21 protein-coding genes and 1 riboswitch are annotated in these 26,626 nt (G+C 38.0%); of the genes, 13 read left to right on the top strand and 8 right to left on the bottom strand.

The window, feature by feature from the left end; genetic code table 11:
• Window positions 1–189 precede the first annotated feature (189 nt).
• The 5 genes from AACQ49_RS10840 to tehB all read left to right on the top strand — a co-directional run bounded on the left by AACQ49_RS10840 (window position 190) and on the right by tehB (window position 4,820).
• Entirely contained in the window at window positions 190–744 is a 555-nt protein-coding gene (locus tag AACQ49_RS10840) for a cytochrome b (RefSeq protein ID WP_004244184.1), read from the top strand.
• A 45-nt stretch (window positions 745–789) separates the two neighbouring features.
• Entirely contained in the window at window positions 790–1,368 is a 579-nt protein-coding gene (locus tag AACQ49_RS10835; RefSeq protein WP_004248606.1) for a YceI family protein, read from the top strand.
• Between the two features lie 244 nt (window positions 1,369–1,612).
• Entirely contained in the window at window positions 1,613–2,698 is a 1,086-nt protein-coding gene (locus AACQ49_RS10830; protein WP_004244182.1) for a linear amide C-N hydrolase, read from the top strand.
• 73 nt (window positions 2,699–2,771) lie between these two features.
• Window positions 2,772–3,884, top strand: a complete 1,113-nt coding sequence (locus AACQ49_RS10825) for an NAD-binding protein (RefSeq protein WP_226895327.1) — start codon at window positions 2,772–2,774, stop codon at window positions 3,882–3,884.
• Between the two features lie 81 nt (window positions 3,885–3,965).
• Window positions 3,966–4,820, top strand: a complete 855-nt coding sequence (tehB, locus tag AACQ49_RS10820; protein ID WP_004250324.1) for an SAM-dependent methyltransferase TehB — start codon at window positions 3,966–3,968, stop codon at window positions 4,818–4,820.
• Between the two features lie 63 nt (window positions 4,821–4,883).
• Here tehB and clcA read toward each other — a convergent pair whose 3' ends face one another.
• Window positions 4,884–6,284, bottom strand: coding sequence for a H(+)/Cl(-) exchange transporter ClcA (gene clcA / locus AACQ49_RS10815; RefSeq protein ID WP_088207111.1), 1,401 nt, complete (start codon window positions 6,282–6,284; stop codon window positions 4,884–4,886).
• 196 nt (window positions 6,285–6,480) lie between these two features.
• On the opposite strand from clcA, the gene AACQ49_RS10810 reads away from it, so the two are divergent.
• Window positions 6,481–7,881, top strand: a complete 1,401-nt coding sequence (locus AACQ49_RS10810) for an alanine/glycine:cation symporter family protein (RefSeq protein WP_004244176.1) — start codon at window positions 6,481–6,483, stop codon at window positions 7,879–7,881.
• Between the two features lie 190 nt (window positions 7,882–8,071).
• Here AACQ49_RS10810 and AACQ49_RS10805 read toward each other — a convergent pair whose 3' ends face one another.
• Window positions 8,072–9,553 carry an aldehyde dehydrogenase family protein gene (locus tag AACQ49_RS10805; RefSeq protein ID WP_004244174.1) on the bottom strand — a complete coding sequence of 494 codons (1,482 nt, stop codon included), beginning with the start codon at window positions 9,551–9,553 and terminating at the stop codon, window positions 8,072–8,074.
• Window positions 9,554–10,038: 485 nt separating this feature from the next.
• On the opposite strand from AACQ49_RS10805, the gene hcp reads away from it, so the two are divergent.
• The 4 genes from hcp (at window position 10,039) to AACQ49_RS10785 (ending at window position 14,808) form a co-directional block, all read left to right on the top strand.
• Complete coding sequence (gene hcp, locus AACQ49_RS10800) at window positions 10,039–11,691, top strand: hydroxylamine reductase (RefSeq protein WP_004244173.1); 1,653 nt, start codon at window positions 10,039–10,041, stop codon at window positions 11,689–11,691.
• Between the two features lie 57 nt (window positions 11,692–11,748).
• Entirely contained in the window at window positions 11,749–12,753 is a 1,005-nt protein-coding gene (hcr, locus tag AACQ49_RS10795; RefSeq protein WP_004248592.1) for an NADH oxidoreductase, read from the top strand.
• Between the two features lie 220 nt (window positions 12,754–12,973).
• A complete protein-coding gene (locus AACQ49_RS10790; protein ID WP_004244170.1) occupies window positions 12,974–13,306 on the top strand; it encodes a DUF6694 family lipoprotein in 333 nt (110 codons plus the stop codon).
• A 180-nt stretch (window positions 13,307–13,486) separates the two neighbouring features.
• Window positions 13,487–13,658, top strand: a riboswitch (M-box (ykoK) riboswitch).
• Between the two features lie 76 nt (window positions 13,659–13,734).
• Window positions 13,735–14,808, top strand: coding sequence for a magnesium transporter (locus tag AACQ49_RS10785; protein ID WP_004244168.1), 1,074 nt, complete (start codon window positions 13,735–13,737; stop codon window positions 14,806–14,808).
• Window positions 14,809–14,896: 88 nt separating this feature from the next.
• On the opposite strand, the gene AACQ49_RS10780 is transcribed toward AACQ49_RS10785, so the two are convergent.
• Window positions 14,897–15,403, bottom strand: a complete 507-nt coding sequence (locus AACQ49_RS10780; RefSeq protein ID WP_139218836.1) for a SprT family zinc-dependent metalloprotease — start codon at window positions 15,401–15,403, stop codon at window positions 14,897–14,899.
• A gap of 104 nt (window positions 15,404–15,507) precedes the next feature.
• On the opposite strand from AACQ49_RS10780, the gene AACQ49_RS10775 reads away from it, so the two are divergent.
• Genes AACQ49_RS10775 through AACQ49_RS10765 form a run of 3 tightly spaced genes read left to right on the top strand, consistent with a single transcriptional unit; the run spans window position 15,508 to window position 16,687 of the window.
• Window positions 15,508–15,831, top strand: coding sequence for an ArsR/SmtB family transcription factor (locus tag AACQ49_RS10775; RefSeq protein ID WP_004248583.1), 324 nt, complete (start codon window positions 15,508–15,510; stop codon window positions 15,829–15,831).
• Between the two features lie 3 nt (window positions 15,832–15,834).
• Window positions 15,835–16,269 carry a YeeE/YedE family protein gene (locus AACQ49_RS10770; protein WP_004244158.1) on the top strand — a complete coding sequence of 145 codons (435 nt, stop codon included), beginning with the start codon at window positions 15,835–15,837 and terminating at the stop codon, window positions 16,267–16,269.
• A 4-nt stretch (window positions 16,270–16,273) separates the two neighbouring features.
• On the top strand, window positions 16,274–16,687 hold the full coding sequence (locus tag AACQ49_RS10765) for a DUF6691 family protein (protein WP_004248580.1): 414 nt from the start codon (window positions 16,274–16,276) through the stop codon (window positions 16,685–16,687).
• Between the two features lie 84 nt (window positions 16,688–16,771).
• On the opposite strand, the gene bcsC is transcribed toward AACQ49_RS10765, so the two are convergent.
• The 5 genes from bcsC to bcsR all read right to left on the bottom strand — a co-directional run bounded on the left by bcsC (window position 16,772) and on the right by bcsR (window position 25,943).
• Window positions 16,772–20,047, bottom strand: a complete 3,276-nt coding sequence (gene bcsC / locus AACQ49_RS10760) for a cellulose synthase complex outer membrane protein BcsC (protein ID WP_161779042.1) — start codon at window positions 20,045–20,047, stop codon at window positions 16,772–16,774.
• Between the two features lie 3 nt (window positions 20,048–20,050).
• Window positions 20,051–22,342: a cellulose biosynthesis cyclic di-GMP-binding regulatory protein BcsB gene (gene bcsB, locus AACQ49_RS10755; RefSeq protein ID WP_036907567.1), complete on the bottom strand. Its 2,292-nt coding sequence runs from the start codon at window positions 22,340–22,342 to the stop codon at window positions 20,051–20,053.
• A gap of 66 nt (window positions 22,343–22,408) precedes the next feature.
• Window positions 22,409–25,006 (bottom strand): UDP-forming cellulose synthase catalytic subunit, encoded by a 2,598-nt coding sequence (gene bcsA, locus AACQ49_RS10750; RefSeq protein WP_161779041.1) that lies wholly within the window; start codon window positions 25,004–25,006, stop codon window positions 22,409–22,411.
• A gap of 5 nt (window positions 25,007–25,011) precedes the next feature.
• A complete protein-coding gene (locus tag AACQ49_RS10745) occupies window positions 25,012–25,743 on the bottom strand; it encodes a cellulose synthase operon protein YhjQ/BcsQ (protein ID WP_004248576.1) in 732 nt (243 codons plus the stop codon).
• 8 nt (window positions 25,744–25,751) lie between these two features.
• Window positions 25,752–25,943 (bottom strand): BcsR/BcsP family cellulose biosynthesis protein, encoded by a 192-nt coding sequence (gene bcsR, locus AACQ49_RS10740; protein ID WP_004244150.1) that lies wholly within the window; start codon window positions 25,941–25,943, stop codon window positions 25,752–25,754.
• Window positions 25,944–26,626 lie beyond the last annotated feature (683 nt).

The raw sequence follows: 26,626 nt of genomic DNA, 5'->3' as shown, positions 1-26,626 counted from the left end.
TTTGTATATATTATAATCAATAATTATATTGATAAATTAATCAATGAGGCAACTAATAAGCGATAATGACTCATTGATTATTATTGAAAAAGATAAACAAATAATTTGTTGAATTTTAGACTAACATTTTATATTTAATCTACTAATATAGTTAACGGCTTGTTAATAAAATATCGATTGAGGATCATTATGCAGTGGCGGAATACATCTACTCGCTATGGGCACTTGTCGCTTCTTTTACATTGGGGGACAGCATTAACCGTCTATGGCATGTTTGCCCTAGGATTGTGGATGGTAAATTTAGGCTATTACGATAGCTGGTATCATTCAGCCCCTGAAATACATAAAAGTATAGGGATAATTCTATTTATTGTTCTTCTTTTCCGAGCAATTTGGCGTTGGATTTCTCCTCCACCAACAGCATTATCCAGCTATAGCCGACTTACTCGCATTAGTGCCCATGTGGCTCATATGCTGTTATATCTAATTTTATTTGCCATCATTATAAGTGGCTATTTAATTTCTACTGCTGATGGTCAGCCAATATCTGTATTCGATTGGTTCTCAGTACCTGCTGTTTTCACAGGGGAAGGGGAACAAGCTGATTTAGCCGGTGATGTACATCTTTATTTAGCCTGGGCGGTTGTTGTGTTATCGCTATTACATGCCGCGGGTGCATTAAAACATCACTTTATAGATAAAGATATTACATTGAAACGTATGCTTGGCATAAAAACACAATAATTAAATTTATATTACCCTGTTAATAACAATATTATGGAGAGAACAATGTTTAAGAAGGCGTTATTGAGTTTAACTGCAGGTGCATTATTATTTAATGCTAGTTCAGCATTAGCGGCTGATTATCAAATTGATAAACAAGGGCAACATGCTTTTGTGCAATTTCGTATCCAACACTTAGGTTATAGCTGGTTATACGGCACATTTAAAGATTTTGATGGAAGCTTCACTTACGATAAAGAAGATCCTTCAAAAGATAAAGTCGATGTTGTGATTAAAACGGGTAGTTTAGATACTAATCACGCTGAACGTGACAAACACTTACGTAGTGCTGATTTCTTTAACGTCAGTAAATATCCTGAAGCTAAGTTTGTCTCAACCAAAGTGACTCGTGATGGTGAAAATTATACGGTGACGGGTGATTTAACACTTAATGGCGTTACAAAACCAATTTCACTAAATGCAAAATTAATTGGTGAAGGTACTGATCCGTGGAAAGGGTATCGCGCTGGTTTTGAAGCAACAGGTAAAGTTAATCTGAAAGAGTTTAACTTTAAATCAGATTTAGGACCAAAATCGCAAGAAGCAGAATTAATCATCTCTGTTGAAGGTGTGAAAAAAAATTAAACGTAGCGAATATTGGTAAGCAATAATTTGCGATATCACCTAATAGATTAAAAACTGATGCTTTTAGCATCAGTTTTTTTTACTTAAGATACGTAACTTGTCTTATACTTACTTAAGAAAATTTCTGTAAGATAGATAAATCGTTATTAATTATTAGAGAGTTTATTTTTTATAAGTGATAAGAAAGTGGTCAAAATGAGGAAAATAAGATTAAGCTTATCTAATAATTTAAAGGTGAAAAATTATGCTAAAAAAATTACGACATACTTTATTAAGTACATTAATTATTTCAGGTACCTTTTTAAGTAGTATAACTACGGCGCAAGCTTGTACCCGAGTTGTTTATTTAGGTGAAAATAACCAAATAATTACCGCTCGTTCTATGGACTGGAAATACGAAATTGGTACTAATTTATGGATATTCCCTCAAGGAATGCAACGTTCTGGTGAGGCTGGTGATAATTCAGTTCAATGGCAATCAAAATATGGTAGTGTGATTGCATCAGGTTATGATATTTCTACTACTGATGGTATTAATGAAAAAGGATTAGTGGCTAATTTATTATGGCTTGCTGAATCAGATTACCCAAGTTATTCCAAAGATAAGCCTGCAATGGCTATTTCTGCATGGGCACAATATGTATTAGATAATTTTGCTACTGTTGAAGAGGCGGTAACTGCTTTAAAAGATGAGCCTTTTATTGTCTTAACAGACAAAGTACCCGGACAGGATAGAGTCGCAACGTTACATTTATCATTGTCTGACAGTTCTGGTGATAGCGCAATTATTGAATATATTGATGGTAAACAGGTGATCCACCATAGCCGAAAATATCAAGTGATGACTAACTCCCCTATATTTTCTGAACAGTTAGCATTAAATAGCTATTGGCAGCAGATTGGTGGTACGGTAATGTTACCGGGTACTAATAGAGCATCGGATCGTTTTGCAAGAGCCTCTTTTTATATTAATGCTATTCCTAAATCGCAATCGAGCAAAAAATCACTTGCCAGTGTATTCGGGGTGATCCGCAATGTTTCGGTGCCTTATGGATTAAGTACCGTAGAATCTCCAGAAATATCATCGACTCGTTGGAGAACTGTCGCTGATCATAAAAATCAGCTCTACTTTTTTGAATCTGCATTATCACCAAATACTTTTTGGGTTGATTTGAAACAAATTGATTTTTCAAAAGAAACAGGAAAAGTGATGATGTTAGCGTTAGGCCAAGAGCAGTCAACGATTTATTCAGGAGATGCAAGCTCTCAGTTTAAGCCAGCGAAACCTTTTAAATTTAAAGGGTTAGAAAATATACCAATACAAAATTAATAGAAATTAGATAAAAATGAAGTTATCGGCAGTCGTTAATTTTATGGAGACATCGTCTTTTAGCAGAAAGACGATGTCTTTCTTATTGATCTTGAATAGTCTTTTTATTATTTACTCGATATTACTTTCTCGTGGTGTTTATCTTGATTGGGAAATACACGGTTTTGCTGACTGGCTAAAATCGTTAGGTATATTGAAATTACTTGATATTCCTAAAGTGATGTTAGCGAGTGCACTTATTTTGCTCTCTTTCTTTATGTATATGGGGGCGCGGATTGCGTGGTGCGTTTCATTAATATTATTAGTGACGATCGTTTTTTTAGATGTCGCGGTTTATCACCAAGCTGGTACTCAAGCCTATACTTCATTAGTATTAGCCATTGTATTGGTTATCAGCCGGCGTGCTTTTCCTCATCATAGCTTAACCAGTGCCGGTTTTGTTGCTTTTATCTGTACGATTTCGCTACTGTGTTTCTCTATGTTAGGCAGCCTCTATATTGGTGATGAATTTAAACCACATATCACAACGTTAATGGATGCTTTCTACTTTTCCATTGTCTGTATGACAACACTTGGTTTTGGCGATATCGTTCCTATCTCAAGTAATGCGAGAATGTTTACCCTAACAGTGGTTATTTTGGGGATCACTGTTTTTACGACTTCTATTGTTTATGTGATGGGATTTTTGGCTCGTGGTACTCGCGATATAGTGAAGAAAAGGATCGCTAAAATGCATGATCATTTTATTATTATTGGCTCTTCAATGTTGGCAGCACAATTAGAGAAAGGGCTTAGAGAGCAAGGTAAACCGGTTATTGCGATTTGTTCGGATAAAAAGCAAGCCATGTATGATAAAGAAGCCAATATTATTGAAGGTGATCCAACCAATGTAAAAACATTACAAACGGCAAATATTCGCCAAGCGAGTTGGGTGGCGACGTTATCTGAAAGTGATGCGGAAAATACCTTTATTTTATTAACTATTCAAGAGTGTCCAGACCTTCAAGCGAAATTAATCACTATCATTAATAAAGATGAGAATAGAGAAAAAATAAGTCGATTACGTCCAGATATGCTGTTGTCTTTAGCTTCGTTAGGCAAAGAAATTATGATGAAAGTCCTTTGTGGTGAATCTATTAATTCGTCTGATGTTACTGATTTATTAATCAATAAATATTTAAAATAATGTATGTCAAAAATCACCCTTTACCTAAGAGAGTGATTGCAATAAGATGTATTTAAAATGCATCTTAAGAGAGGTTGAATTATGGAACTTGTTACGTATAAAACGCTACCTGAATGGCACTTAACAGCGATCCCTTTAGCATTATTAGAGCGTCATAACACAAAAGAAGGCACTTATGCGCAAATGCGGATATTACAAGGGAGTATGACATTTGTGCTATTTAAGGATGATGGAGAACAAGTGTTCTTAGAGTGTGATAGCGAAAATCAGCCTCCGCTTATTCAACCTCAGCAATGGCATAAAATCGATAAAGCGAGTGATGATGTACTTTGCCAGCTCTCTTTTTTATGCACTCCCGAAGATAAATTTTTTAAAGAAAATGATTTGTCATTACCTCATTCAGAAGTGCGTTATATGGCAACATTGACTACCCCATGTAAAGTGCTTGATTTAGGCGCAGGACGTGGTCGTAATAGCTTCTATTTAGCATTACAAGGTTATGATGTGACCGCATTAGATATTAATGCCGCTCATATTGATGCAATTGAAGCCGTCAAAGCTAAAACCGGTTTAGCGATCAAAAGCGGCTTATATGATATAAATGAAGCAGCATTAAATGAGAAATACGATATTATTATTTCTACTGTGGTTTTGATGTTTTGCCAGCGTCAACGTATCGCAGATATTATTAAAAATATGCAGGAGTGTACAAATCCAGAGGGGATTAATGTCATTGTTTGCCCTGTTGAAACAGCAAATAGTGGGTCTGCTGAAGTTCCTTTCAAAACCTTCTTGCGCCAAGGTGAGTTAGCAGATTATTACCAAGGCTGGGATATTATTAAATATAATGAAAATTCAGGGCATCTACATAAAACTGATGCTAATGGTAATCGTATTCAACTTAATTTTGCGACATTAATTGCGCGTAAAAAATAATAAATAGATGGTGAGAAAAATACCCTCGTTAGATCACAGCGAGGGTATTTTAGTATTTGAAAACTATAGGGGCTCTTTGGTAGCCTCTGTTTTTTCTTTGGCTTCTGAGCGTTGTAGTATTCTTTCGAGTAGAACCGTATAAATAGGTCGCCCGCCTAATAATTGCGCCAGCATGGTTGCGCCAAGACAGGTAATTATCATCGGCAAAATAAGTTGATAGTTATCGGTCATTTCTAGAACTAACACAATCCCAGTTAGTGGTGCTCTCACCGTTGCGGCAAATAAAGCACCCATTCCAGCAATAGCAAAAGTGCCAATTTGAATTTGATAATCAGGGAAAAGATAGGTTGCCATTAATCCAAAAGCGCTACCAAAGAGTGTGCCTAAGGCTAATGTGGGGGCAAAAATTCCTCCTGGTGCACCGGAGGAGAAGCTGATAATGGTGGTGATGGTACGTAACACAAAAAATATTAGCAGTGCAGTTAACGAATATCCTCCGGCACTTAATGCAGGAATAATACTAAAACCGCCTCCGGTTATTTCAGGAATAATCAATGCAAGTAAACCACATGCACCACCAATCACGCCACCGGCTAAAACAAAACGTGAGGTTTTATCTTGATAAAAATGTTGGAATTGTGTTTGAACATAAAACAGTAATTTACTAAAAATAACCCCAACAACACCAAATAACATTCCTAACACTAAATAGAGCCACAGTGTATTCATCGGCGCTGAAGAAAATTTACCTATCTGTATGACGCCTCCTTCACCATTAATTAGGCGAAATACAATACAAGACATGATCACGCCAATGAAGACGGATTTAATAGAGATTAAATTATATTTAAATTGTGGTCTCATCTCTTCAATAATAAATAGAATGCCTGCCAAGGGAGCATTAAAGGCAGCCGTTAAACCGGCAGCAGCACCTGTGGCTAATAGTGTTTGGCGTGTTCCTTTATCTTTAACGCGAGAGACATCATTAACGAGTTGACCAATATTAGCCCCTAGTTGCACGGTGGGGCCTTCACGACCAAGTACCATACCTGAGCCTAAAGTACCGATACTGGCTATAAATTTTACTGGCAATACCCGCCACCAACGAACTGGCCGAATATCTATCATTGCTCCTTCAATTTCCGGTATACCTGAACCACCAGATTCCGGTGAAAACTTCTTCACTAAGTAGTAGCCACTCATGGCTAAAAGAGAGGAAACAAGTAACGTGCCAATAGCCAAAAGATAAGGGTTGGTTAATGCCTCGGCTAATTTATCTTGTCTTAAATGAATGACCCAGCCAACGGCTTTTTCAAATAGTACCCCAATTAATCCGGCTAACGTACCGATAATGGCGGAAAGAATAAGCGTTTTCACCGGGGCAAGGTTAGTTTCTTTCGCTTTTCTAAACCAATTAAAGCGTTGTTGATTTTGCGATTTTTTGCTCGTGTTTCGCTGATACATAATTTATGTTTTATATATAAATAACAATGTATCTAATAATAGCGTAATTTAATCATCAAGTGATATTTCTCACATAATGTAATCAATTTCATAATTAGTCGGTTTTTTTTCTAGCATATTTCCTTTTTTTCATCTTTAGTGTATCTGATAACAAAAAATATATATTTACATAACATTTGGATAAAAAGGGTAACGTATGGATTTCATCACAAATATATTAAGCGCTATTAATGGCGTGGTGTGGGGAGTACCGATGTTAGTCGGTATTCTAGGCATCGGTCTATTTATGCAGTTTAGACTCTCTTTTCTGCCAATTAGAAAATTAGGTACAGGATTTAAACTTTTATTTGAGAAAAATGATAAAAGAGGTGAGGGGCAAATCTCACCTTTTAATGCATTAATGACGGCGCTTTCTGCCACTATCGGTACGGGCAATATTGCTGGAGTCGCTACAGCGGTTGTATTAGGTGGACCGGGAGCGCTATTTTGGATGTGGATGACTGCTTTAGTCGGTATGGCGACTAAATATTCAGAAGCTGTGTTAGCGGTACGTTTTCGTGAGGTTGATAAATACGGCAACTACGTTGGCGGACCGATGTATTATATTAAAAACGGTTTAGGTAAAAAATGGCTTTGGTTAGGAACGCTATTTGCTATTTTTGGTAGTTTTGCTGGCTTCGGTATAGGTAATACGGTACAGGCAAACTCAGTGGCGGATGTTTTGCAAAGTAATTTTGGTATTTCTACCACAGTGACAGCAATTGCATTAGTTATTTTAGTCGGTGCTGTATTAATTGGTGGAATTAAGCGTATTGCTGATGTTGCCGGTAAATTAGTGCCCATTATGACAGTAGGGTATTTTGGGGCAGGGATTGTCGTACTCGCACTGAATATTACTGCTATTCCTGATGCATTTATGTTGATTGTAAAATCTGCTTTCACACCGGTTGCTGCGCAAGGTGGGTTTGCTGGTGCGGCTGTTTGGGCGGCAATACGTTTTGGTGTTGCACGAGGTGTATTCTCCAATGAAGCAGGATTAGGTAGTGCACCCATTGCTCATGCGACAGCCAAAACACAAAACCCGATCCGTCAAGGCTTAATTGCCATGTTGGGGACTTTCATTGATACCATTATTGTCTGTTCTGTCACCGGATTAACGATTGTGATCACCGGACAGTGGCTGACAGGGCAAAGTGGGGCAACACTTACTGCAAGTTCGTTCTCTATGGCTATCCCTGGAGGTAACTATATTGTTGCGATCGCATTGGCTGTTTTTGCTTTTACCACTATTTTAGGTTGGAGCTATTACGGTGAGAAATGTGTGCAATATCTATTTGGACCGAAAGCCATTATGCCTTTTCGTATTGCATGGTTAATTGCCTTGCCAATTGGAGCGACTCAATCCTTAGAATTTGTTTGGTTACTTGCTGATACATTAAATGCGATGATGGCTATTCCTAACTTAATTGCATTAGCACTGCTTAGCCCCATCGTTTATCGTCTAACAAAAGACTATATAAAAGATGTTAATGCGGTTGATATTGATCTAAATGAACAAGTGAATTCTGTAAGCAAAAAAGAAGCAGAAGCGGAATAAACGCGTTTGTTTATCTAAGGCTAAATGACCATCTAAACGAATAACCGTATGTGAGCAGTTAATATTAGATATTAGGAAAAGCGCATACGGTTTTTTGTTGCTTACAGCAAATAAAAAGCCTTCTGGGGAGAAGGCTAAGAGATGAGTATAGATAATTATATTTATAAGAATATGCTTAACTAGAGGTTAATTATTCTTTGGTACTAATGAAGATGTTTTTCACTTGGCTGTAGGCATCTAACATCATTTTATGCGTTTCACGACCTAAGCCTGATTTTTTATAACCGCCAAATGGTGCATGAGCAGGAAGTTCATGATAAGTATTTACCCACATACGGCCAGTTCTAACGGCTTTTGCAACTCGTAGTGCGCGGTTAATATCTTGAGTCCAGACACCACCACCAAGGCCATATTCAGAGTCATTAGCCATTTCAATAACATCTTCTTCATTATCAAATGGGATCACACATAATACAGGGCCAAAAATTTCTTCACGTGCGACACGCATTTGGTTTGTGGCATTGATAATAATGGTTGGGCGAACAAAAAAGCCATCATCAAACCCTTCACCCGTAATACGCTCACCTCCTGTGAGTATGGTTGCACCTTCTTTTTTGGCCAGCTCAACATACCCTAAAATGGTATCCATTTGCGCTTGGCTGACTTGAGTACCCATTTGTGTATTAGGATCAAGTGGATCACCAACACGGATACGCTCAAATTCTGCTTTTAACTCTTTTAAGAATGCGTCATGAATATCTCTATGTAAGAATAAACGGGAGCCAGATTCACAGGCCTGTCCTTGGTTCATCAATATCGCTAGTGCGGAATATTTAACGGCTTTTTTCATATTCGCATCAGGGAAGACGATATTGGCTGACTTACCCCCCAATTCTAAAGTGGCTGGTACCATTTTTTTCGCCGCCGCAGCTGCAACGGTATAACCTACATTGGTTGAACCGGTAAATGCTAGTTTATCAATGTCTTGGTGTTCTAGAATAGCTTGTCCAGCAACAGATCCACGACCAGTAACAATATTTATAACACCGGCTGGTAATATTTCATTTAAAATACGACCTAGCTCTAATAATGAAAGTGAGGTGAGTGTGGCTGGATTAATAACAACGGTATCTCCAGCGGCGATGGCAGGGGCTAATTTCCAAGCAGCCATTAATAATGGAAAATTCCATGGAATAATTTGTCCAACGACACCAATGGGCTCACGAATAACAAGACTCAGGGTATTTTCGTCTAAGACAGCACTTTCATCGGTATGAGAGCGTATCACGCCTGCAAAATATCGAAAATGGTCAATAGAGGCGGGTAAATCGATGTTTTTCGATTCATTGAGTGGTTTACCGTTATCAAGAGACTCAATCCAAGCAAAACGTTCTTGCTCTTGTTCTAAACGGTCAGCAATTTTTAATAATAGCGCTTGGCGTTGAGCAGGAGAGGTTTTACGCCAATGATCAAAAGCTTTACGAGCCGCTTTTACAGCAAGATCAACGTCTTCAGCTGTACCTGATGGATATTCACTTAATAACTCACCGGTTGCGGGACTATAGGTTTTGGTCGTTTGTTGCGATGTACTGGATACCCATTCGCCGCCGATTAACATTTTGTAGCTTTCTAAGGGACGAAATTCGGATGGAACATTATTTAATTTAATCATTTTTAATCTCCAGTGTAGGGGGAGTATCGTCAAATTCTATAGTTTCATTTCGTAATACTCGTACTATTAAAATATATCAATTGTAGTAATTTTATTAGCTATTGATGCAATAGGTAATATTAACTATCAAAAATAATAAATAGATATTATGTATACAATGAGAACTAATTAATTTAATCGATTCACCTCACTCTTTTTTAGCTGAGATATAACAAAATCATCCCGTGCGACACTGCAACATTTCTTCTCAATTTCCCTTATAAGAAAAGCCCTTTACTTTGTTTACTCACCCTCTTACGAGGTGTGAAGCCAAATCAACAGAAAAAAAAGCAAGCTCTTAAGCACAGCAATAAATTGCGTTAGATCAAACATGGCGCAGATTATTTCATCTGACACTTTTCCTACTATAAAAATGGCGTATTCTTATGTTGCATATTTAATGCAACTTATAAAAATAAAGCGTCATCTTATAGAAGGAATTCGATATGTATTGTGTGCAATGTGAACAAACAATGAGAACACCTGTTGGTAATGGTTGTGCCTATGCACAAGGTATGTGCGGTAAAACAGCAGAAACCTCTGATCTACAAGACTTATTGGTGGCAGTATTAGAAGGGCTGTCAGCATGGGCATTAGCTGCGCGTAGTGTTGATATTATTGATCACGATATAGACAGCTTTGCGCCACGGGCTTTCTTCTCGACGTTAACCAATGTTAATTTTGATTCTGAACGTATTGTTGGATATGCCAAAGAGGCTATTTATTTACGTGAAAGCTTAAAATCACGTACGTTAGCCAAAAATGCAGCCATCCAAGTCGCTCATCCTAAAGCCGAAATTCAATTAGAAGGTAACGACTTAGCCAGTCTACAGAAACAAGCCCAACGCTTTGCATTAAATAATGATAAAGCGCAAGTGGGGGATGATCTGCATGGTTTACGTATGCTTTGCTTGTATGGCTTAAAAGGTGCTGCTGCTTATATGGAGCATGCTCATGTTTTAGGCCAGTACGATGATGAAATTTATGCTGAATATCATCGTTACATGGCATGGTTAGGTACCGATCCTGCGGATATGAATGAGTTGCTAGACAATGCAATGGGCATTGGTCAAATGAACTTTCGTATTATGGCGTTATTGGATAAAGGTGAAACTCAAGCTTATGGTGATCCAACCCCTGTTTCCGTTAATGTACGCCCAGTAGCAGGTAAAGCTATTTTAATTTCAGGCCATGATCTGAAAGATTTACAGATGCTACTTGAACAGACCGAAGGTAAAGGCATTAATGTTTATACGCACGGTGAAATGTTACCCGCCCATGGTTATCCAGAGCTGAAAAAATATAAACACTTAGTCGGTAACTACGGAAGTGGTTGGCAGAATCAACAAAGTGAATTTGCCAAATTTCCTGGCCCTGTGTTAATGACATCTAACTGTATTATTGATCCTAATGTGGGGAACTATGGCGATCGTATTTGGACGCGTAGTATTGTTGGTTGGCCGGGTGTGAAACACATTAAAGGTGATGATTTCTCTGAAATGATTGAGCAAGCGCTCTCTTTAGAGGGATTTCCGTACAGTGAAATTGAACACTTAATTACTGTTGGATTTGGTCGTCAAACACTCTTAAATGCGGCTGATACAGTGATTGATTTAGTTTCACAGAAAAAACTTCGTCATGTCTTCTTAGTTGGGGGATGTGATGGTAGTCGTGGTGAACGTAGCTACTATACCGATCTTGCTCGTGCCATTCCCCAAGATTGCTTAATTATGACATTAGCTTGTGGTAAATATCGCTTTAATAAACTTGATTTTGGCACATTAGAGGGCTTACCGCGCTTACTTGATGTGGGTCAGTGTAACGATGCCTACTCTGCGATTATGCTAGCGGTTAATCTTGCAGAAAAATTAGGTTGTGGTGTAAATGATTTACCCCTGTCCTTGATTTTGTCGTGGTTTGAACAAAAAGCGATTGTTATTTTATTAACCCTACTCTCATTAGGGGTAAAAAATATTTATACTGGGCCGACTGCGCCTGCATTTTTAACCGATAATTTGCTCGCAATACTTAATGAAAAATTTGGTATGCGTGCGATCACCACGCCAGAACAAGATCTTCAAGAAATTCTTTCTGCTTAATTTATTTATTCATCATCATTGCCGAAGCCTAAAGGCTTCGGTAAGGAAGCAATATCCATGACGATGCCAACAGCTCTTTGTCCTAATCGTATGCAAGTTCACTCTATCCATCAGGAAACCCCGGAAGTGTGGACACTGAATTTAATTAACCATGATTTTTATCGTTATAAACCCGGCCAATTTGCACTAGTCAGTATTAATAATAGCGATGAAACAATGCGAGCTTATACGCTCTCGTCTTCTCCGGGATTAAGTCCTTTTGTCTCTTTAACGGTTCGTCGTATCGACAATGGGGTGGGGTCAACGTGGTTAACATCTCAAGTTAAGCCGGGTGATTATCTCTGGTTATCAGATGCACAAGGAGAGTTCACCTGTGCAGATAGAGAAGGAACGCGTTATTTAATGCTCGCTGCGGGGTGCGGTGTGACCCCTATTATGTCGATGACGCGTTGGTTGTTAAATAATCAACCTAAAGCGGATATCACGGTCATCTTTAATATTCGCGAACAGAGCCAATTTATTTTTGAAAAAGAGTGGTTAGAGTTAGCTAATGCTTATCCCTATAATCTCAATTTTATTATGATGCCTAAGTTGCCGGATGATAAGGGAATTTTTAGTGGACGTATTTCTCAAGAAAAACTAGCCGCTTTAGTGCCTGATATTGCCAGTCGTACTGTTATGTGTTGTGGGCCTAATAGTTATATGGAAGATACTGCGCGTTTTGCCAAAAATCTTGGTGTTTGTGCAGAGAATATTTTTATGGAACGTTTTGGTGATGAGCCAATGTGTGTTGATGAAGCACAACAACTTACTATGACTATTCGTCATCCGTTAAAGCAAATTAACGTACCGGTGGGGATGACATTATTAACAGCGATGGAAGAAAACAGTGTTCCTGTTTTGGCTGCTTGTCGTGCTGGAGTGTGTGGTAGCTGTAAAACACGCATTGTGAAAGGTGATTATGAGGTCACCAGCACCAGTACTTTAACTGCTGATGAGATAGCACAAGGTTATGTTTTAGCTTGTAGTTGTCGATTAACAGGTGATGTTGAACTAGCCTAATCATTCATTTTATTATCTATTCTTTATCTATCCTTCTATTTTACCCCGCTAATTTATTAGCGGGGTTTTTTGTTATTATTTTTAAAAAGAGAGTTTATTTATTCAATATAATATATAACACGTAAAGCTATAATGAATTAAATATTTATTTTACTTAATTAGCAGTTTACTGATACACATTCTGCTATTATTTAATTTATGATAGGGAAAGGGGGGATATATGAGAAAATTGTTATTTATTTGTTTATTTACTGTCATACTTTCTGGTTGCGAAAAAAATCAAACCCTAGATGGCTCTAATGTTGAGTCATTACGAATATCGATTGTAGAAATGCGCAATTCATTACCGCTTGAAGAGCAGCAACGCTTTGATGAAGCAATAGAATTAGCCATGCTAAATGATATTAATTTTAATGATTTAGTCATTGCTGGGCGCAATAAAAATGCTGATATGATCACGCGAAAAATGTGTCAATCGTTAGATGGTAAAACAGTCAATGAGATCTTCTCACAAGCTGAAGAAATAAAAGTACAAAAATTAGCATTAAAATAATCAATTAATAACCAATTTATTTAAAACTATTTTATTCATCTCTATTTGAGGTGAGTATTTAATTAATGATGTAAAAAATAAGCGATTTAAGATTTATCAATAGAACTTAAACAAAACTACGATGAGACTTTTCATTATAATGTGAGTGGTTATAATGCGCGCCGCATTCGCAAGAAAAGTGCAGTATCTCGTTAGGCGAGGCTCCTATACAAACACAGGTTACTGATCTGACGACGTCGAGAGACGCCCAAGATTAGGACAAGATATATCGACCGAAGGTATATCTCCATGTAACTTCCAGTATTCATCGGATACGTTGTATAGTGCTAAAACCGAGACGTGTAGATAGCTTTTGCATTCTCGCATCTGGTTTCGCCCCTATTGAGAACTGATTTGCTAAACACAAACAGTCATAGGGAACCAAAAAAATGAAATTTACTCCTCAACATAAAATGGATGCTGCATTAATGGCAGGCGCATCCTTAAACACACCCAATAATCATTCAATACAAGAGCAACATCATCGTTTAAAAGATGATGCTACCGTTAGTGCTTATATGAGCCAGAATTATATTTCTGTTTCTGTCGCAGATTCGGTTGAACATGTAAAAGCACAGCTGGTTAATGATTTAAAAGATGAATTAATTCCGACTTATCTGTATGTCGTAGATAAAGATAATTATCTTAACGGTATTTTGCCGGTTAAATCATTACTACTTGCTGATAATGGGCTTTTTGTTTCGGATATTATGCGCCAAACATTTTTCTCAGTTTCACCGGAGCAAAGCCGACATGATGTTTATCAGTTAATTAGCCAAAGTGGTTTAGACAGTGTACCTGTGATGCATTTTGGTAAGTTAGTTGGTGTATTACGACCTCAAGATATTGCTGATTTAATTGAAGATGAAAATACGCTAGATGCACAAATGCAGGGGGCAACGTCGCCATTAGAACAACCTTATTTAGAGACAAGTCCGGTCACTTTGTGGCGTAAACGTGTTGTCTGGCTATTAATGCTGTTTATTGCTGAAGCTTATACCAGTACGGTGTTACATGCTTTTGAAGACAGACTTGAAGCTGCTATCTCTTTAGCTTTCTTTATTCCATTATTAATTGGTACTGGTGGCAATAGCGGTACACAAATTACCTCAACATTAGTACGTGCCATGGCATTAGGTGAGGTGAGTTTGCGTAATGTATGGTCAGTATTAAGAAAAGAGATCACGACCTCGATAATGGTGGCTTTAACCATGGGAATAGCAGGATTTATTCGTGCTTGGACCTTAGGGGTTGGCATGGAAGTGATGATAGTGGTGGGATTAACGCTAATTTCAATTACGGTTTGGAGTGCTATTGTCTCTTCTATTATTCCAATGGTATTAAAGCGTATTGGTGTTGATCCAGCGGTGGTGTCTGCACCTTTTATTGCAACGTTTATTGATGGCACTGGGCTTATTATCTACTTTGAAATAGCATCTCATACTATGAGTGTGTTTGCTTAATATATCAATTCTCCCCTATTTATACCGAATAAAGCCGATAAACTAACAAGTTATCGGCTTTATTTTTTGTTTGCTAGCTTACTTTTTTTTACTCTTTAATTAATTGTAAAATCGCCTGACAATGACGACAACGATACTGGGTTTCTCCTCGTTGTACTTTATTGTGTCGGCGAAGAGTTAACTGGTGTATTTCTTGGCAGCGACAAGCATAGCTAAACGTTTTTGCTGTTACATTGCTGATATCAAAATGGTGGGTCCGTTTCGCATTAACCTGTAACACAGTTTCCATCATCCATTTCCACTCCTTGCCATGAGGTGCCACACGACCAAAATGGCGACTAACTAGCAGATGTGCTAATTCATGAGGAATAACTTCTTCAATAAAATTCTGTTTATTTTCAATCAATAATGTAGGATTAAGACGGATCTCCCAATTTGCATAATAGGCACTGCCTGCAATAGTTCCTCTCTGGTTATATTGTAGAGTGGGTTCTGGGTAATCTGTATTAAGATATTTATTGGCCTGTTGCAGTTTTTCACGCAGTGTACGCATAACACTTTGCACTAAGGCGATAGGGACTCTTACTGTTTTCATATTAGAGAGCATATAGCGCCTTATTAAAACACGCAATAAAAGAAAACTTGCACAATATATAAATTAACATATTATTAAAAAGTATATTGATTATGGAGTTTACCATGACACAACGAGTTCAACCTGATTTATTGGAAGCCATGAAATTAGCGGCTAATGAAGCCTCTAGTATGCTGAAAACGCTAGGCAATGGTGATCGACTACTCTTATTGTGCCAATTAAGTCAGGGCGAAAAAAGTGTCAGTGAATTGGAAGAAAGTTTAGGGATCCGCCAGCCTACGCTTTCTCAACAACTTACTGTGTTAAGAAATGAAGGGCTTGTGAATACTCGTCGTGATGGAAAACGTATTTTTTATTCTATTGCTGATGAAAAAGTATTGGTGCTATTAAATACACTTTATCAGCTATATTGTCCTATAGCAGGTTAACTTATGAATATAGATTGGGTTCACTTTACGCCTTGGAGCTCGGCATTGGGTGGGCTATTAATAGGTTTAGCAGCGGCTATTTTATTACTGTTTAATGGTCGTATTGCAGGTATTAGTGGGATTTTAGGAGGAGTATTAACCACTAACCAACAAGGTAATGGGTGGCGATGGGCATTTTTACTCGGTATGTTGATTACACCGACACTATTTTATCTATTTGATAAACCGTTAACACCTATTATCGACGTTTCACCTTGGCAGTTGATCATTGCCGGTGTACTGGTGGGAGCAGGTACACGTCTGGGGAATGGCTGTACCAGTGGGCATGGAATTTGCGGATTAGCACGATTATCGCGTCGTTCTATTGTTGCAGTTCTTGTCTTTATGGTGACGGCATTTGTGACTGTGTATATTCAACGCCATGTCATCGGAGGCTAAGATAATGACCAAATTAATTGCTTTTATTAGTGGCCTATTATTTAGTGCTGGATTGATCATCGGTGGTATGAGCAACCCACAAAAGATCTTGGCATTTTTAGATATTCGTGGAGATTGGGATCCGTCATTGTTATTTATTATGGGGGCGGGTCTTATCGTCAGTGCTATTAGTTACCAAATTGCACGTCATCGTCAACAAAGTTTATTAGCCTGTCCTCTGGCCATTCCAACTAAAACAGTGATTGATAAACCTCTCGTCTTCGGCAGTATCTTATTTGGTTTAGGATGGGGGCTTGCGGGTATTTGCCCTGGACCCGGTTTGGTATTAGCGGGGGGTGGTTTTACCCAAGGTGTATTATTTGTGTCAGCTATGATTGTTGGGTGGCTAATTATTGGGTTAATTCGCAAACCACAATAATCATCACTATTTTAATCACGCGCGATAAAAAACAACAAACGGACCGCATTAGCTGTCTGTTTGTTGTTTAATCTTGTTACGGGATTATTTAAAATCTGCGTAAGGAATAAGCGGGTTAGGCGGAAGATCTAAATCACCATTCCATCCATCAAATGAATAGCGTAAATACATTAGTGCATGGCTTGGCGTATAGTTTTTCGCTTGCTGAATATCGATAGCGGCACCTATAAACCAATGTGGTGTTATTCGATGTTCAATTAATGCTCTTGCTGTATAACCAAAACCATGACCCGAATCCCCCTTATCAATGATATTTCTCTCATGCTTAAATATTTCTTTTATGGGATCAGAATTAAATTTATCGCTTGAAACGAGATTTTGTAATGGATAACGTCTGCTATCATCGGTTTTTGAATAAGACCAAGAGAGAGAGCCAGATACTTCCCATGACCAATTTTCAGTACGTTGACGGTAATTAACGGGCAGTGAGAATGAGAGATATTGTTGTGGGCTATAATAACCCCCTTGCCCCAAGGTATAGCCACTAAGATCTTTATTGTAATGCCAAAGCATGCTATTTAAGCCAACAGAAATGCGGCGATCATTTTCATTGATTAACTTATAGTAATAACCACCCATGGCTTTCACACTGCTGTTATTTTTAACATTTTTTCCTGTTAATCTATCAAACGATATTTCTCCCCAATACCCATCCTTGCCTCCCAGATCATAACTGCCACTTAAACGAAGCCCCGTTTTTCTTACTCCCCCCCAAACTTGATTGGTCCAACTATCACGTTGGCCTGCAAAGGCAAGTAGTGAGCTATTTACCGGGCGACGGTGAAAATCTACACTCCAACCGAGATGATAAAAACTATCGTTATAAGCAATTTTACCTACCCAATCAGTCACATTAAAACCGAGTGGCGTGGTACCTAAATCCCATTGCCATTGCTCATTTTCCCAACCGATAGCAGGACTAACACCAAAGGCTTTTTGCTTTAGAGGGAAACAACCTGTGCGATAACAACTACCAAATTTAGCATCGTATGGCGCTGTACCTAATGTGCCACTATTTAAGTGCACAAAATCAGTACGCCAAAAGAAACGGCCATGATAAATAGGATGATCCAGTTGTAACATGGTGGTATGAGCGCGTAATTTAGAGTATCCCTCACTGCCATTTGATCCCCAATAATCATGCTCTAGGGTAAAACGCCACTCTTGTTGACGATAAAGGGTACTTGCATCATCACGTACACTACGTGATAGCCAATTATCATTTGGGTTGTTACGCATAAGTGTGGTGTATTCAATATTGTTTTTTGGCAGTGTATGCGTGATACCCTCTTTTAGCATCGCTTGTTGATAATAGTGATGAGCGGATTGAACTTGTTGGCTATCACGATAAAAACGACCAATATCACGTAAAATTAATCCATCAGCACTATCTGGCTCCTTGTCAACTTGGCGAGCTAAATAGATAAAATAGTGTTTGGCTTTATCAATATTTCCCGCCGTTTTTTCAGCGTTTGCTAAACGTCTTAGTGAATAGTGGTTAAATTTTTCAGGAGATAATTGTTCTATCTGAGCTAAGTAATAACGAGCTTGATCTATTTGATGTTGCGCTAAAGATATCTCTGTTGCACCTAATAGTGCTGTTTCATTATTAGGCGCTAAATTTAATACTGTATGATAATAATTTAATGCTTGATTGAGTTGGTCATCTTCTTCGGCCCATTGCGCTAATAACAGATAGCTTTCTATTTTTTGCTCAGGAGGAATATGGGTGAAAAGATATTCGACAGCTTGCTGTTGTTGGTTATGTTCTCTTAGTGATTGTGCATGCGCCATAATTTGACCAAAACGTAATTGGCTATCTAAGGCGTTCATACTTTCACTGCGCTGCGATAAAGGGATCGTCTTTAAGGTGTTAAGTGCTTGTTGTGCTCGCCCTGTTTTATTGAGATATAACGCATAGGCATATCGTCGAGAGGGATCATTAGGTCGTCGTTGATTAAGTTGATTAAAGTAATCCTCAGCAAGTTGGGGTTGTTGAGTGATAAGCAAATCATCCGCCAGACGATAAATATTCCAGACTTCATCGGGATACGCTTTAGCGATAGCCTTACGTTTCTCAATCGCACTGAGATAGTGTTGTTGCTGTTCATCATCAGCAGCTAAGTCTTGTTGTATACCTGAAATGATATACCCATAGTCTTGGGCTAAATTTTTGTATTGCTGTGATGTTAAGTTAGCCATAAATTGGGCGGCTTTTTGATGCGATTGTTGACGATAGAGCTTGGTCAGGCTATGCAAAGTCGCCGCATCATTAGGCTGATATTGTAGCGCTTGTTGATAATAACGTTCAGCTTGCTCTAATTGATGTTGCGCTAACTCGATATCCCCTAAACCAATATAAGCTTCACTTTTATAGGGGCTGAGTTGACGTACTTGGGTAAAATAGCGCTTAGCGGTAGAGTACTCTTGATTTAATAACGCTTCATCAGCCTTGGCAAGTAAATGCCAATATTGATTTGATTGCAACAGCGTACGCCACAAATCACTATCGTTGTGTTTGGGAGCCAATGTGAGTGCTTGAGAAAGATAATAAATCGCGGGTGCTCGTTGATTTGCGCGCGAATAGCGCACGCCTAATGTTCCGATTATATCTGCATTATCAGGCTGCTGGCGTAACTGCTGTTTTAATGCACGAATAGATATTGTGTTATTGGGGGCAGAGGTCGCTGAGGGAGTAGATAATGCTGGGGCAAGATGATATTGCTGATAGATATTAACTATCTGTTGGTTATTGGGGTAAGTGTGATAAATCTGCTTAATACGTGCCATTTTGTTGGCATGGTTTGCAGCAATTAATACATTGAGATACTCAAGGGCTAACCCTTCATCGGGGGGCGTGCCTTGGTAAATATCATCATATAATTGCAAGGCTTCATCATAACGACCCGCAGTCTGATAAAGGTAGGCTTTTTGTAGGATTTGGCGGTTATCTTCATGGGTTAATGATAGTAGCTTAATCGCACGTTGATATTGTTCAGTATTTTCGCCATGCATACGTAATTGCTCAACCAGTTGTTGTGCTTTTGCTGTTTCTTTTTGTTTTACAGCAAATTGGATACGCATTAACAACACACTAGGATCGTTCGGTTTTATAAGTGATAAACGATACAGTGATTGAGAAACTAAAACATCGTTACTTTTCGAGTTGCCTAGTCTAACTTGCTCATATAAAAAAGTTTCAGTCGGATCATCTGCGGCTTGCGTGACAGGCAATATGCCTGCCAGCAAACCAAGAGCAAGGAGATATTGGCGATATTGATAACAAATGCGCCACATCATAACTTACTCCTTATCCGCAAGACGACGTTGGCTTCTTATTTTCATTGCTCGCCAAATAAGAAGAGAAATAAGCACAATACCGACAATGGCAGCTAACCCCAGCCAAATAGGGTGTGAAGCAAAAACATACCAAACCTCTTCCCACCAAGGTAAATAACCGACGAAATAGGTGTCACCAACACGTAAACTATGGACACCAGACTCTCTGACTAATACTACAGAGCCATGCATTGCATCACGTTTACCACTATCACTTATCGCTTCATTTAATAATCGATAACCTTGGGGACTATCGGCTAATAGCGCCACGACACTACGCTGTGAAAAGAACGGAGATTGAAAACCAATAATAGTGCCGAGTGATCCGGTTGATGTTAAAGATGTTCTGCTATCTGGACGCTTATCTAGATCTTGATAATTGGTATGACTAAAAATGGTGATTTCACGTGATGGCAGTGTAATTTCGCTACGTGCTTTATCAATCAAGACATTCATCTGTTTATCATTATTGAGTGCTGGGGGAATTGTCCCGATTAATAATAAATCAGCTTCTTGTTTTGATAATTCCTCTAATGATGCAGTTAAAGAGACATTTAACGCGGGATAGCCAGTTTGTGCACCAATATTACCTAATGATATCAATAACGTTGTTAATTGCTCAGGTGAAGGGGATTGGTTGACATAAATAAGGGTTTCTGACAAATCGGCATAACGGCTAAATGGGAACCCAGCATGGCTATAAACACGCAAATCAGGTAGAGCAATATAGTGGCGATAGTTACCAGTAAAATTAAAGCTTGATAATTCATCTAATGCTATCGTGTTAGGGACTGGGTGATAAGTAATACATTGATCAACGGAGCCTCCGGGGATCGGATTTGTATAGTCAAAAGAGAAACGGATCTGATTACGTTCACCTAATTTTACCGCGGGGATATTGAGGAGATTTTTGTTTTCGATCCAACCTTGAATTAACGGTAGATAAGCCACAATAAAGTTCTCTTTTTTATCTCTCTCTAAAGGGTAGGCTTTGATAAAGTGATCGTTGACTGAAATCGACATACGAGAATCATCTTGAAATGCCGGAGCGGTATAACGATAACGCAATTGCATCTGTAGTCCTGTATTATTAAACATAAATAAATCAGGAGGTAAGGTCATATTGAGTGTGATGGGAGCAGGCTCTAGTCCACGAGATTGCAACTGACCTTGATAATCTTGCAAGGTATTAAAGTAGATTGGTTTATTTAATTGTACCCACTTAGGTGCATCATAAGGCTCACGTGGTGCCAATAGATTGACATCATTAATGGTGACGGTATCCCCTCTAAAAATAACTTGTCCCCGGGCAATACCATTGACGGCGGTAATTAAGTCATTGTCATCGCGACCCATTACTAACAGCAGTTTTACATAAGGATCCGTTGGGTGTGAGACTAATTCAATGGTGGGAGCATTGACATTGGCATGTGTATTAAGAAAGTCGGGGCGCTGTTTATTAGTGGCAAATACAATGCTGTGTTGATTGGGCAACTGATTGTAATACACAGGATAGTGTTGCTGGCGCCAATCGACTTGTGTACCAAACCAAGAAGCGAGTATTCCCGCCGCTTTTTGTTGGGTAAGATTAGGGGATTGGCTAAACACCATAGGTAAGGTAAAAGTACCAAAATCGCGACTATCAAAGAAAGGCTCGGGGAAATTGGCTAATTCGTTACTCAATTTCAATGATTGATAGGTGAGATGCAGTTGGCTATTTTTGCTGATATCAAGCCATAAGGTGGTATTGGCTTGGTTTTCACAAATTTCTCGGTAATGGCCGATAAAAGTAAATTTTAAATGATTAAAATCTTGAATAAACCGTGGATCGAGCGGTAATGTAATGTGGTTTTTATGGCCGAGATCTTCTTTTTTCAGGGGGATCACGCCCATGATTTCATCATTTAAATAGATATTGAGATGTGATTCTATAGGCAGTAATGAAGGTGAGGGGGTAAACTCTAGATCTAATATTGCCTGTGAAACATATTCATCACTACGAACACCAAATTCTAGATAACCATCAGGGCTAGCGCCTTGTAATTTTAGAGCACCATAAGTAGGTGCTGTTGTTGAAAATAGTCGTGTTTCTTGGCGAGATGGGATTATCTGATCCGGTGATGTTAAAGTGATTTTCTCTTCTTCAACCGTTATGAAAGGTTGTTCCGTTATAACCGCTGGCACTTCTTTTTCGTCATCACTATAAGCTAAACCGGAAAGCATAAGTAAGGCGAATAGTAGAAAATATTTTTTCATTATTATTACCCATAGATCTTATTGTTCATTAATAAATTCCCAAAAAGCTGAGTTTTACCGTTAAGATTAATGAAATATTTGTGAAACATTGACACGTCGTGGAAGTAGCGATAATAGCCACAATAAACACTGCCCTAATAAACGAAATAAGAGGTAAACAAGATACGGGGCGCGTTTAAGTAAGGTGTTATAGCCACGCATACTGATATAAATGATATTTCTTAAACTATTCAGTGGATTATCGGCAGGGAGAGCGTGTTGCCAATTAGCCCAAGTGTCGGCTCGTTCAAAAGTACAGGCGGTAAAATCAATGGATTTTTGTGTATCCATATTAAGCAGTTGTAAGCCAATAATGCGATTATCAATCCGTAAAATACGTGCTTCAAAAGCATATTCACGTTGATTTTGTTTGAGAATAACGGTGATCTCTTGGTGACAAGATAAGGGAACTGTAAAATTATCTGGTAATACAATGGCACAGCCATTATCAGAGAAGTCATTGAGCTGACAAGAATAAAGCGAACCGTCTTGGAGTAATAGTATTGCGGGCACTTTTAGACGTACCCGTGGGAACTGACGCTCTTGCTTTGCTTCTACAGAAACAGCAATGGCAACACCTAGTAATACTAAGTTATAGCATACCCAAACTAAGCACATGAGTACGGCTAACCTTTCATCGGGATCGCCTGTTGCGATACGCCAGAAAGCAAATAGAATTCCTAGCAAATTAAGATTAAGAAACAGAATATAGGGGCGATTAATTTGCCAATCGACAAAACTTTTCTTCATAATTGCCCCTTTCTCTGTGACATTAAATTTACCTTTATAAGGTGAGAATAGGGTGCTTAATACGGGGCGAGTGGTGTACCAAGCTAAAATCGTTTCATAAATTTCTCCCCAAAATGAGTGGCGATAAGGACCTTGTAATTTGGTCGCGGCTAACCAAATGTGTAATAAATAAGGCACGACATACAAAGCGATAGCGATGGCGGGTGCGTAAATAATATAGGCATGAAAGATAAGGAACGTTAGTGGTGCTAATAAGAAGATCATCCTTGGTATGCCTGATAAAAAGTGCAACATGGCATTGAGGTAACAAAAGCGCTGTGGCAGTGTCAGCCCTTTGCCAAAGAGTGGATTATCTAAACGAAATATTTGTATCATTCCTTTTGCCCAACGTATGCGTTGGCCAATATGTGCTGAAAGTGATCCTGTTGCTAATCCTGCGGCAAGAGGGATACGAATATAAGCGGAAGTCCAACCATGGCGATGTAAGCGTAATGAGGTATGTGCGTCTTCGGTCACAGTTTCAACTGCCAGCCCGCCAATTTCATCCAAAGCACAACGACGTAATACAGCACAGGAGCCACAGAAAAAAGCCGCATTCCAAGTATCATTACCATCTTGCACTAATCCATAAAAAAGCGTGCCTTCATTCGGTGTTTCGCGGAAATTGCCTAAATTACGTTCAAAGGGATCAGGAGAGAAAAAATGGTGTGGTGTTTGTACCAATGCCATTTTTTCGTCTTTTAGGAACCAGCCCATAGTAAATTGTAAGAATGAGCGTGTCGGAATATGGTCACAGTCAAAAATAGCCACATATTCTCCGCAGGCTTTGCTCAATGCATGGTTGATATTACCGGCTTTAGCAAAATCATGTTTTTCACGAGTGATATATTGAATACCAATTTCTTTAGCAAAAGCCGCAAACTCAGGGCGAGAGCCATCATCTAATAAATAGATAGTTAATTTATCTTTAGGCCAATCAATGTTTAAACAGGCATAAAGTGTTGGTTTTACAACTTGTAGCGCTTCGTTATATGTGGGAATAAAAATATCGACAGTAGGCCATTGTGTTGTATCTTGAGACATTGAAATAGGTTGTCGATGGAGTGGCCAAATACATTGCATAAAACTAAGAAATAACACAATCCATGCATAGGTTTCAGCCAGTAATAGTAAGATCCCAAAGAAAAGGCTCAGATTATCCACCCAGTAGAGTGTGTATTGATAGCGCCACCAAATATATCGGCAAGCAATAGTCAGCGATAAAATAATAATGGTAATAGAAGACAGTCGGCCAGGGATATCACGGATAGCTAAAGCTATCAGCCAAATCACGAGAACAAAAACGAATTGTAGTTTTAAATCAAAAGGTTGAGTAATACTTAATAAGATAATAAAAATGGCAAAAACAGCAACGAGCGATAATAGAGCGTATTGCCATAGTGGCGTGTTTGTTTTCTTATGATGGATCATATCTCGCGCAACAGGAGATAAGCGAGCAAAGAGATTTTGATAATACTGTCTAATATAGACAATAAATTGAATCGGTTTTTTCACCAAGGTGAGCATCAAATAATGGCAAATAAGCCAAATACTTTGTAATAAGTATCGGATCGGATCGCATAATTTAGGGCGACGCGGATTAATATGAGGAAATAGTTGTTGTTGTTTTTGTGCTATTTTCTGCCAAAAAGGGGATTCCATACGCAAAAAGAGCCACATTAATACCCAGAAAAGCTCATTCACGATAGCCGCACTGAATGAAGCCCCATTATGACGATAAAATTTGTAATAACGGGTTAAGATATGCGACTGCATAGTAGCCTGTTGCCTTATCGAGCGGGACGCTTTTTTCTCTGGATAATCGATAGTTGACATTGTGGCTATCCTTTTTTGCTTAACAATAAAGGCAAGCACCATTGTAGAAGTTGATTAATTTCTTCAACTAACATGCAATTAGCGCGGTAATCATATAAAGGTAAGCGTGAAGCACAGGCTTCTAATAATGCTTCATCGCGATGAAGTTTTATTGGGCAGAAAGGAAACTGACTGGTTTGCCAAAATTGATAAAAATCTTGATGGATTTGGCTAGTGGCACAAAATTGATTCACCAGAATATACTCATTGGCAGCAAAGGTATGTTGGTTAAGCCGAATATGACAGTTACTTTCAGGTGTGGTAACGGTTAATACGATATTGGCTTTCGCAACCCATGATTTAAAAAGGGTATCGTGCTCTGGTTGTAAATCGAGAAAAATTAAAGTGTCTGGGTATTGTTGAGTAAAAGTGGTAAAAAAATGCTGCAGATGTTGATTGGCAGCGGCAGATGCTTGCAAGTGCAATTTATCTTCTGAATTAACGACTCCAAAAGGTAAAATCTGATAACCGTTTTGATAATCACAAATCGCTTGTTCTATTGGGGTATGCGCGAGTAGTGCTTGTCCTAATGTGGTGACTTGTGATTTTTCTGGAAAATAGAAATGTAAGATATTATTCACACAGTTATCGATAACAATGACATTGTATTTATGGTGATGAAATTGGCGAGCCAATGCAATGGTTATTGAGGTGGTTCCTACTCCACCTCTGAGCCCTTTTAATACAATTAGTGGCATAGTTTTTCTCATTTAGTTATTGAATTAAATGTGTTGAGTAATGGCCAACGATAAATAAGGCTATGTTGATTTTCTTCGTTATTAATATCTCTATAGTGATAGTTGTTTATTGAAAATAATTTCTTTAATTTATTTATATCTTGGTTTGTACTCTCTTTTTCTCTTTTTATCTCCGAGCGAATAAATTTTTTATTTTCCATTTTTGAACCCTCATATAAAAATAAATTCTTAACCTGTAATTTTATTTTTCTTAGTCAGAAAAGGGGTAAGTGTTAAATAAAATATTAATATTCTTTATTTAAGGATATGCCTTAAAAATAGTTATTTCAATTACGTATAAATACATAAATTAAATATACGAATTTAAATTTCATTGGGAATGAATAATAACCCTCTTTGACAATGATAATATTCTCAATAAATTCATTTAAATAATAACTAAACCATTGTTAGTCAAAAAAACGAAATATAAGATAATTGTAAATTACCTATTTATAACAAATTCTAAGATAGTCTTTTTTAGATGATCAAAAAAGATTTGATTTTTATCAAGTAGAATACCATTAAATTAGTTAAATCATCTGTTTATTGTTGTTTTCATTTTATTTTTTAGCTTTATGTTCTTATGGTGTTTGTTTTGTAATGTTTATGTTAATTTAATTGATCTATTTGTGATTATTTTGTTTGGTTTTGGATATGGGAAAATAAGATAACTCTGTGTTGCTATTTATTTTTTAAAATAACAACACAACTATAAAATTTATGTCTATTATATAAATATAAAGTGGCGTTTTGTTTATTAATCAACTTAATTATTTTTAAGTTGATTGCTTATATTTATTTGTCAGTAATTTATTTTTATGTACTCTTTCTTTTTGCATAT

Origin of the sequence: Proteus sp. G2675 (assembly GCF_963886535.1) — a bacterium.
Taxonomy (GTDB): domain Bacteria; phylum Pseudomonadota; class Gammaproteobacteria; order Enterobacterales; family Enterobacteriaceae; genus Proteus; species Proteus mirabilis.
The sequence above is the reverse complement of the archived record's forward strand: the minus strand, read 5'-3'. Positions and strand labels throughout refer to the sequence as shown.

Bases quoted from the DNA above. Each gene is read 5' to 3' on its own strand.
- AACQ49_RS10840 (WP_004244184.1), top strand. From the start codon at position 190: ATGCAGTGGCGGAATACATCTACTCGCTATGGGCACTTGTCGCTTCTT.
- AACQ49_RS10835 (WP_004248606.1), top strand. From the start codon at position 790: ATGTTTAAGAAGGCGTTATTGAGTTTAACTGCAGGTGCATTATTATTT.
- AACQ49_RS10830 (WP_004244182.1), top strand. From the start codon at position 1,613: ATGCTAAAAAAATTACGACATACTTTATTAAGTACATTAATTATTTCA.
- AACQ49_RS10825 (WP_226895327.1), top strand. From the start codon at position 2,772: ATGTCTTTCTTATTGATCTTGAATAGTCTTTTTATTATTTACTCGATA.
- tehB (WP_004250324.1), top strand. From the start codon at position 3,966: ATGGAACTTGTTACGTATAAAACGCTACCTGAATGGCACTTAACAGCG.
- clcA (WP_088207111.1), bottom strand. From the start codon at position 6,284: ATGTATCAGCGAAACACGAGCAAAAAATCGCAAAATCAACAACGCTTT.
- AACQ49_RS10810 (WP_004244176.1), top strand. From the start codon at position 6,481: ATGGATTTCATCACAAATATATTAAGCGCTATTAATGGCGTGGTGTGG.
- AACQ49_RS10805 (WP_004244174.1), bottom strand. From the start codon at position 9,553: ATGATTAAATTAAATAATGTTCCATCCGAATTTCGTCCCTTAGAAAGC.
- hcp (WP_004244173.1), top strand. From the start codon at position 10,039: ATGTATTGTGTGCAATGTGAACAAACAATGAGAACACCTGTTGGTAAT.
- hcr (WP_004248592.1), top strand. From the start codon at position 11,749: ATGACGATGCCAACAGCTCTTTGTCCTAATCGTATGCAAGTTCACTCT.
- AACQ49_RS10790 (WP_004244170.1), top strand. From the start codon at position 12,974: ATGAGAAAATTGTTATTTATTTGTTTATTTACTGTCATACTTTCTGGT.
- AACQ49_RS10785 (WP_004244168.1), top strand. From the start codon at position 13,735: ATGAAATTTACTCCTCAACATAAAATGGATGCTGCATTAATGGCAGGC.
- AACQ49_RS10780 (WP_139218836.1), bottom strand. From the start codon at position 15,403: ATGAAAACAGTAAGAGTCCCTATCGCCTTAGTGCAAAGTGTTATGCGT.
- AACQ49_RS10775 (WP_004248583.1), top strand. From the start codon at position 15,508: ATGACACAACGAGTTCAACCTGATTTATTGGAAGCCATGAAATTAGCG.
- AACQ49_RS10770 (WP_004244158.1), top strand. From the start codon at position 15,835: ATGAATATAGATTGGGTTCACTTTACGCCTTGGAGCTCGGCATTGGGT.
- AACQ49_RS10765 (WP_004248580.1), top strand. From the start codon at position 16,274: ATGACCAAATTAATTGCTTTTATTAGTGGCCTATTATTTAGTGCTGGA.
- bcsC (WP_161779042.1), bottom strand. From the start codon at position 20,047: ATGATGTGGCGCATTTGTTATCAATATCGCCAATATCTCCTTGCTCTT.
- bcsB (WP_036907567.1), bottom strand. From the start codon at position 22,342: ATGAAAAAATATTTTCTACTATTCGCCTTACTTATGCTTTCCGGTTTA.
- bcsA (WP_161779041.1), bottom strand. From the start codon at position 25,006: ATGTCAACTATCGATTATCCAGAGAAAAAAGCGTCCCGCTCGATAAGG.
- AACQ49_RS10745 (WP_004248576.1), bottom strand. From the start codon at position 25,743: ATGCCACTAATTGTATTAAAAGGGCTCAGAGGTGGAGTAGGAACCACC.
- bcsR (WP_004244150.1), bottom strand. From the start codon at position 25,943: ATGGAAAATAAAAAATTTATTCGCTCGGAGATAAAAAGAGAAAAAGAG.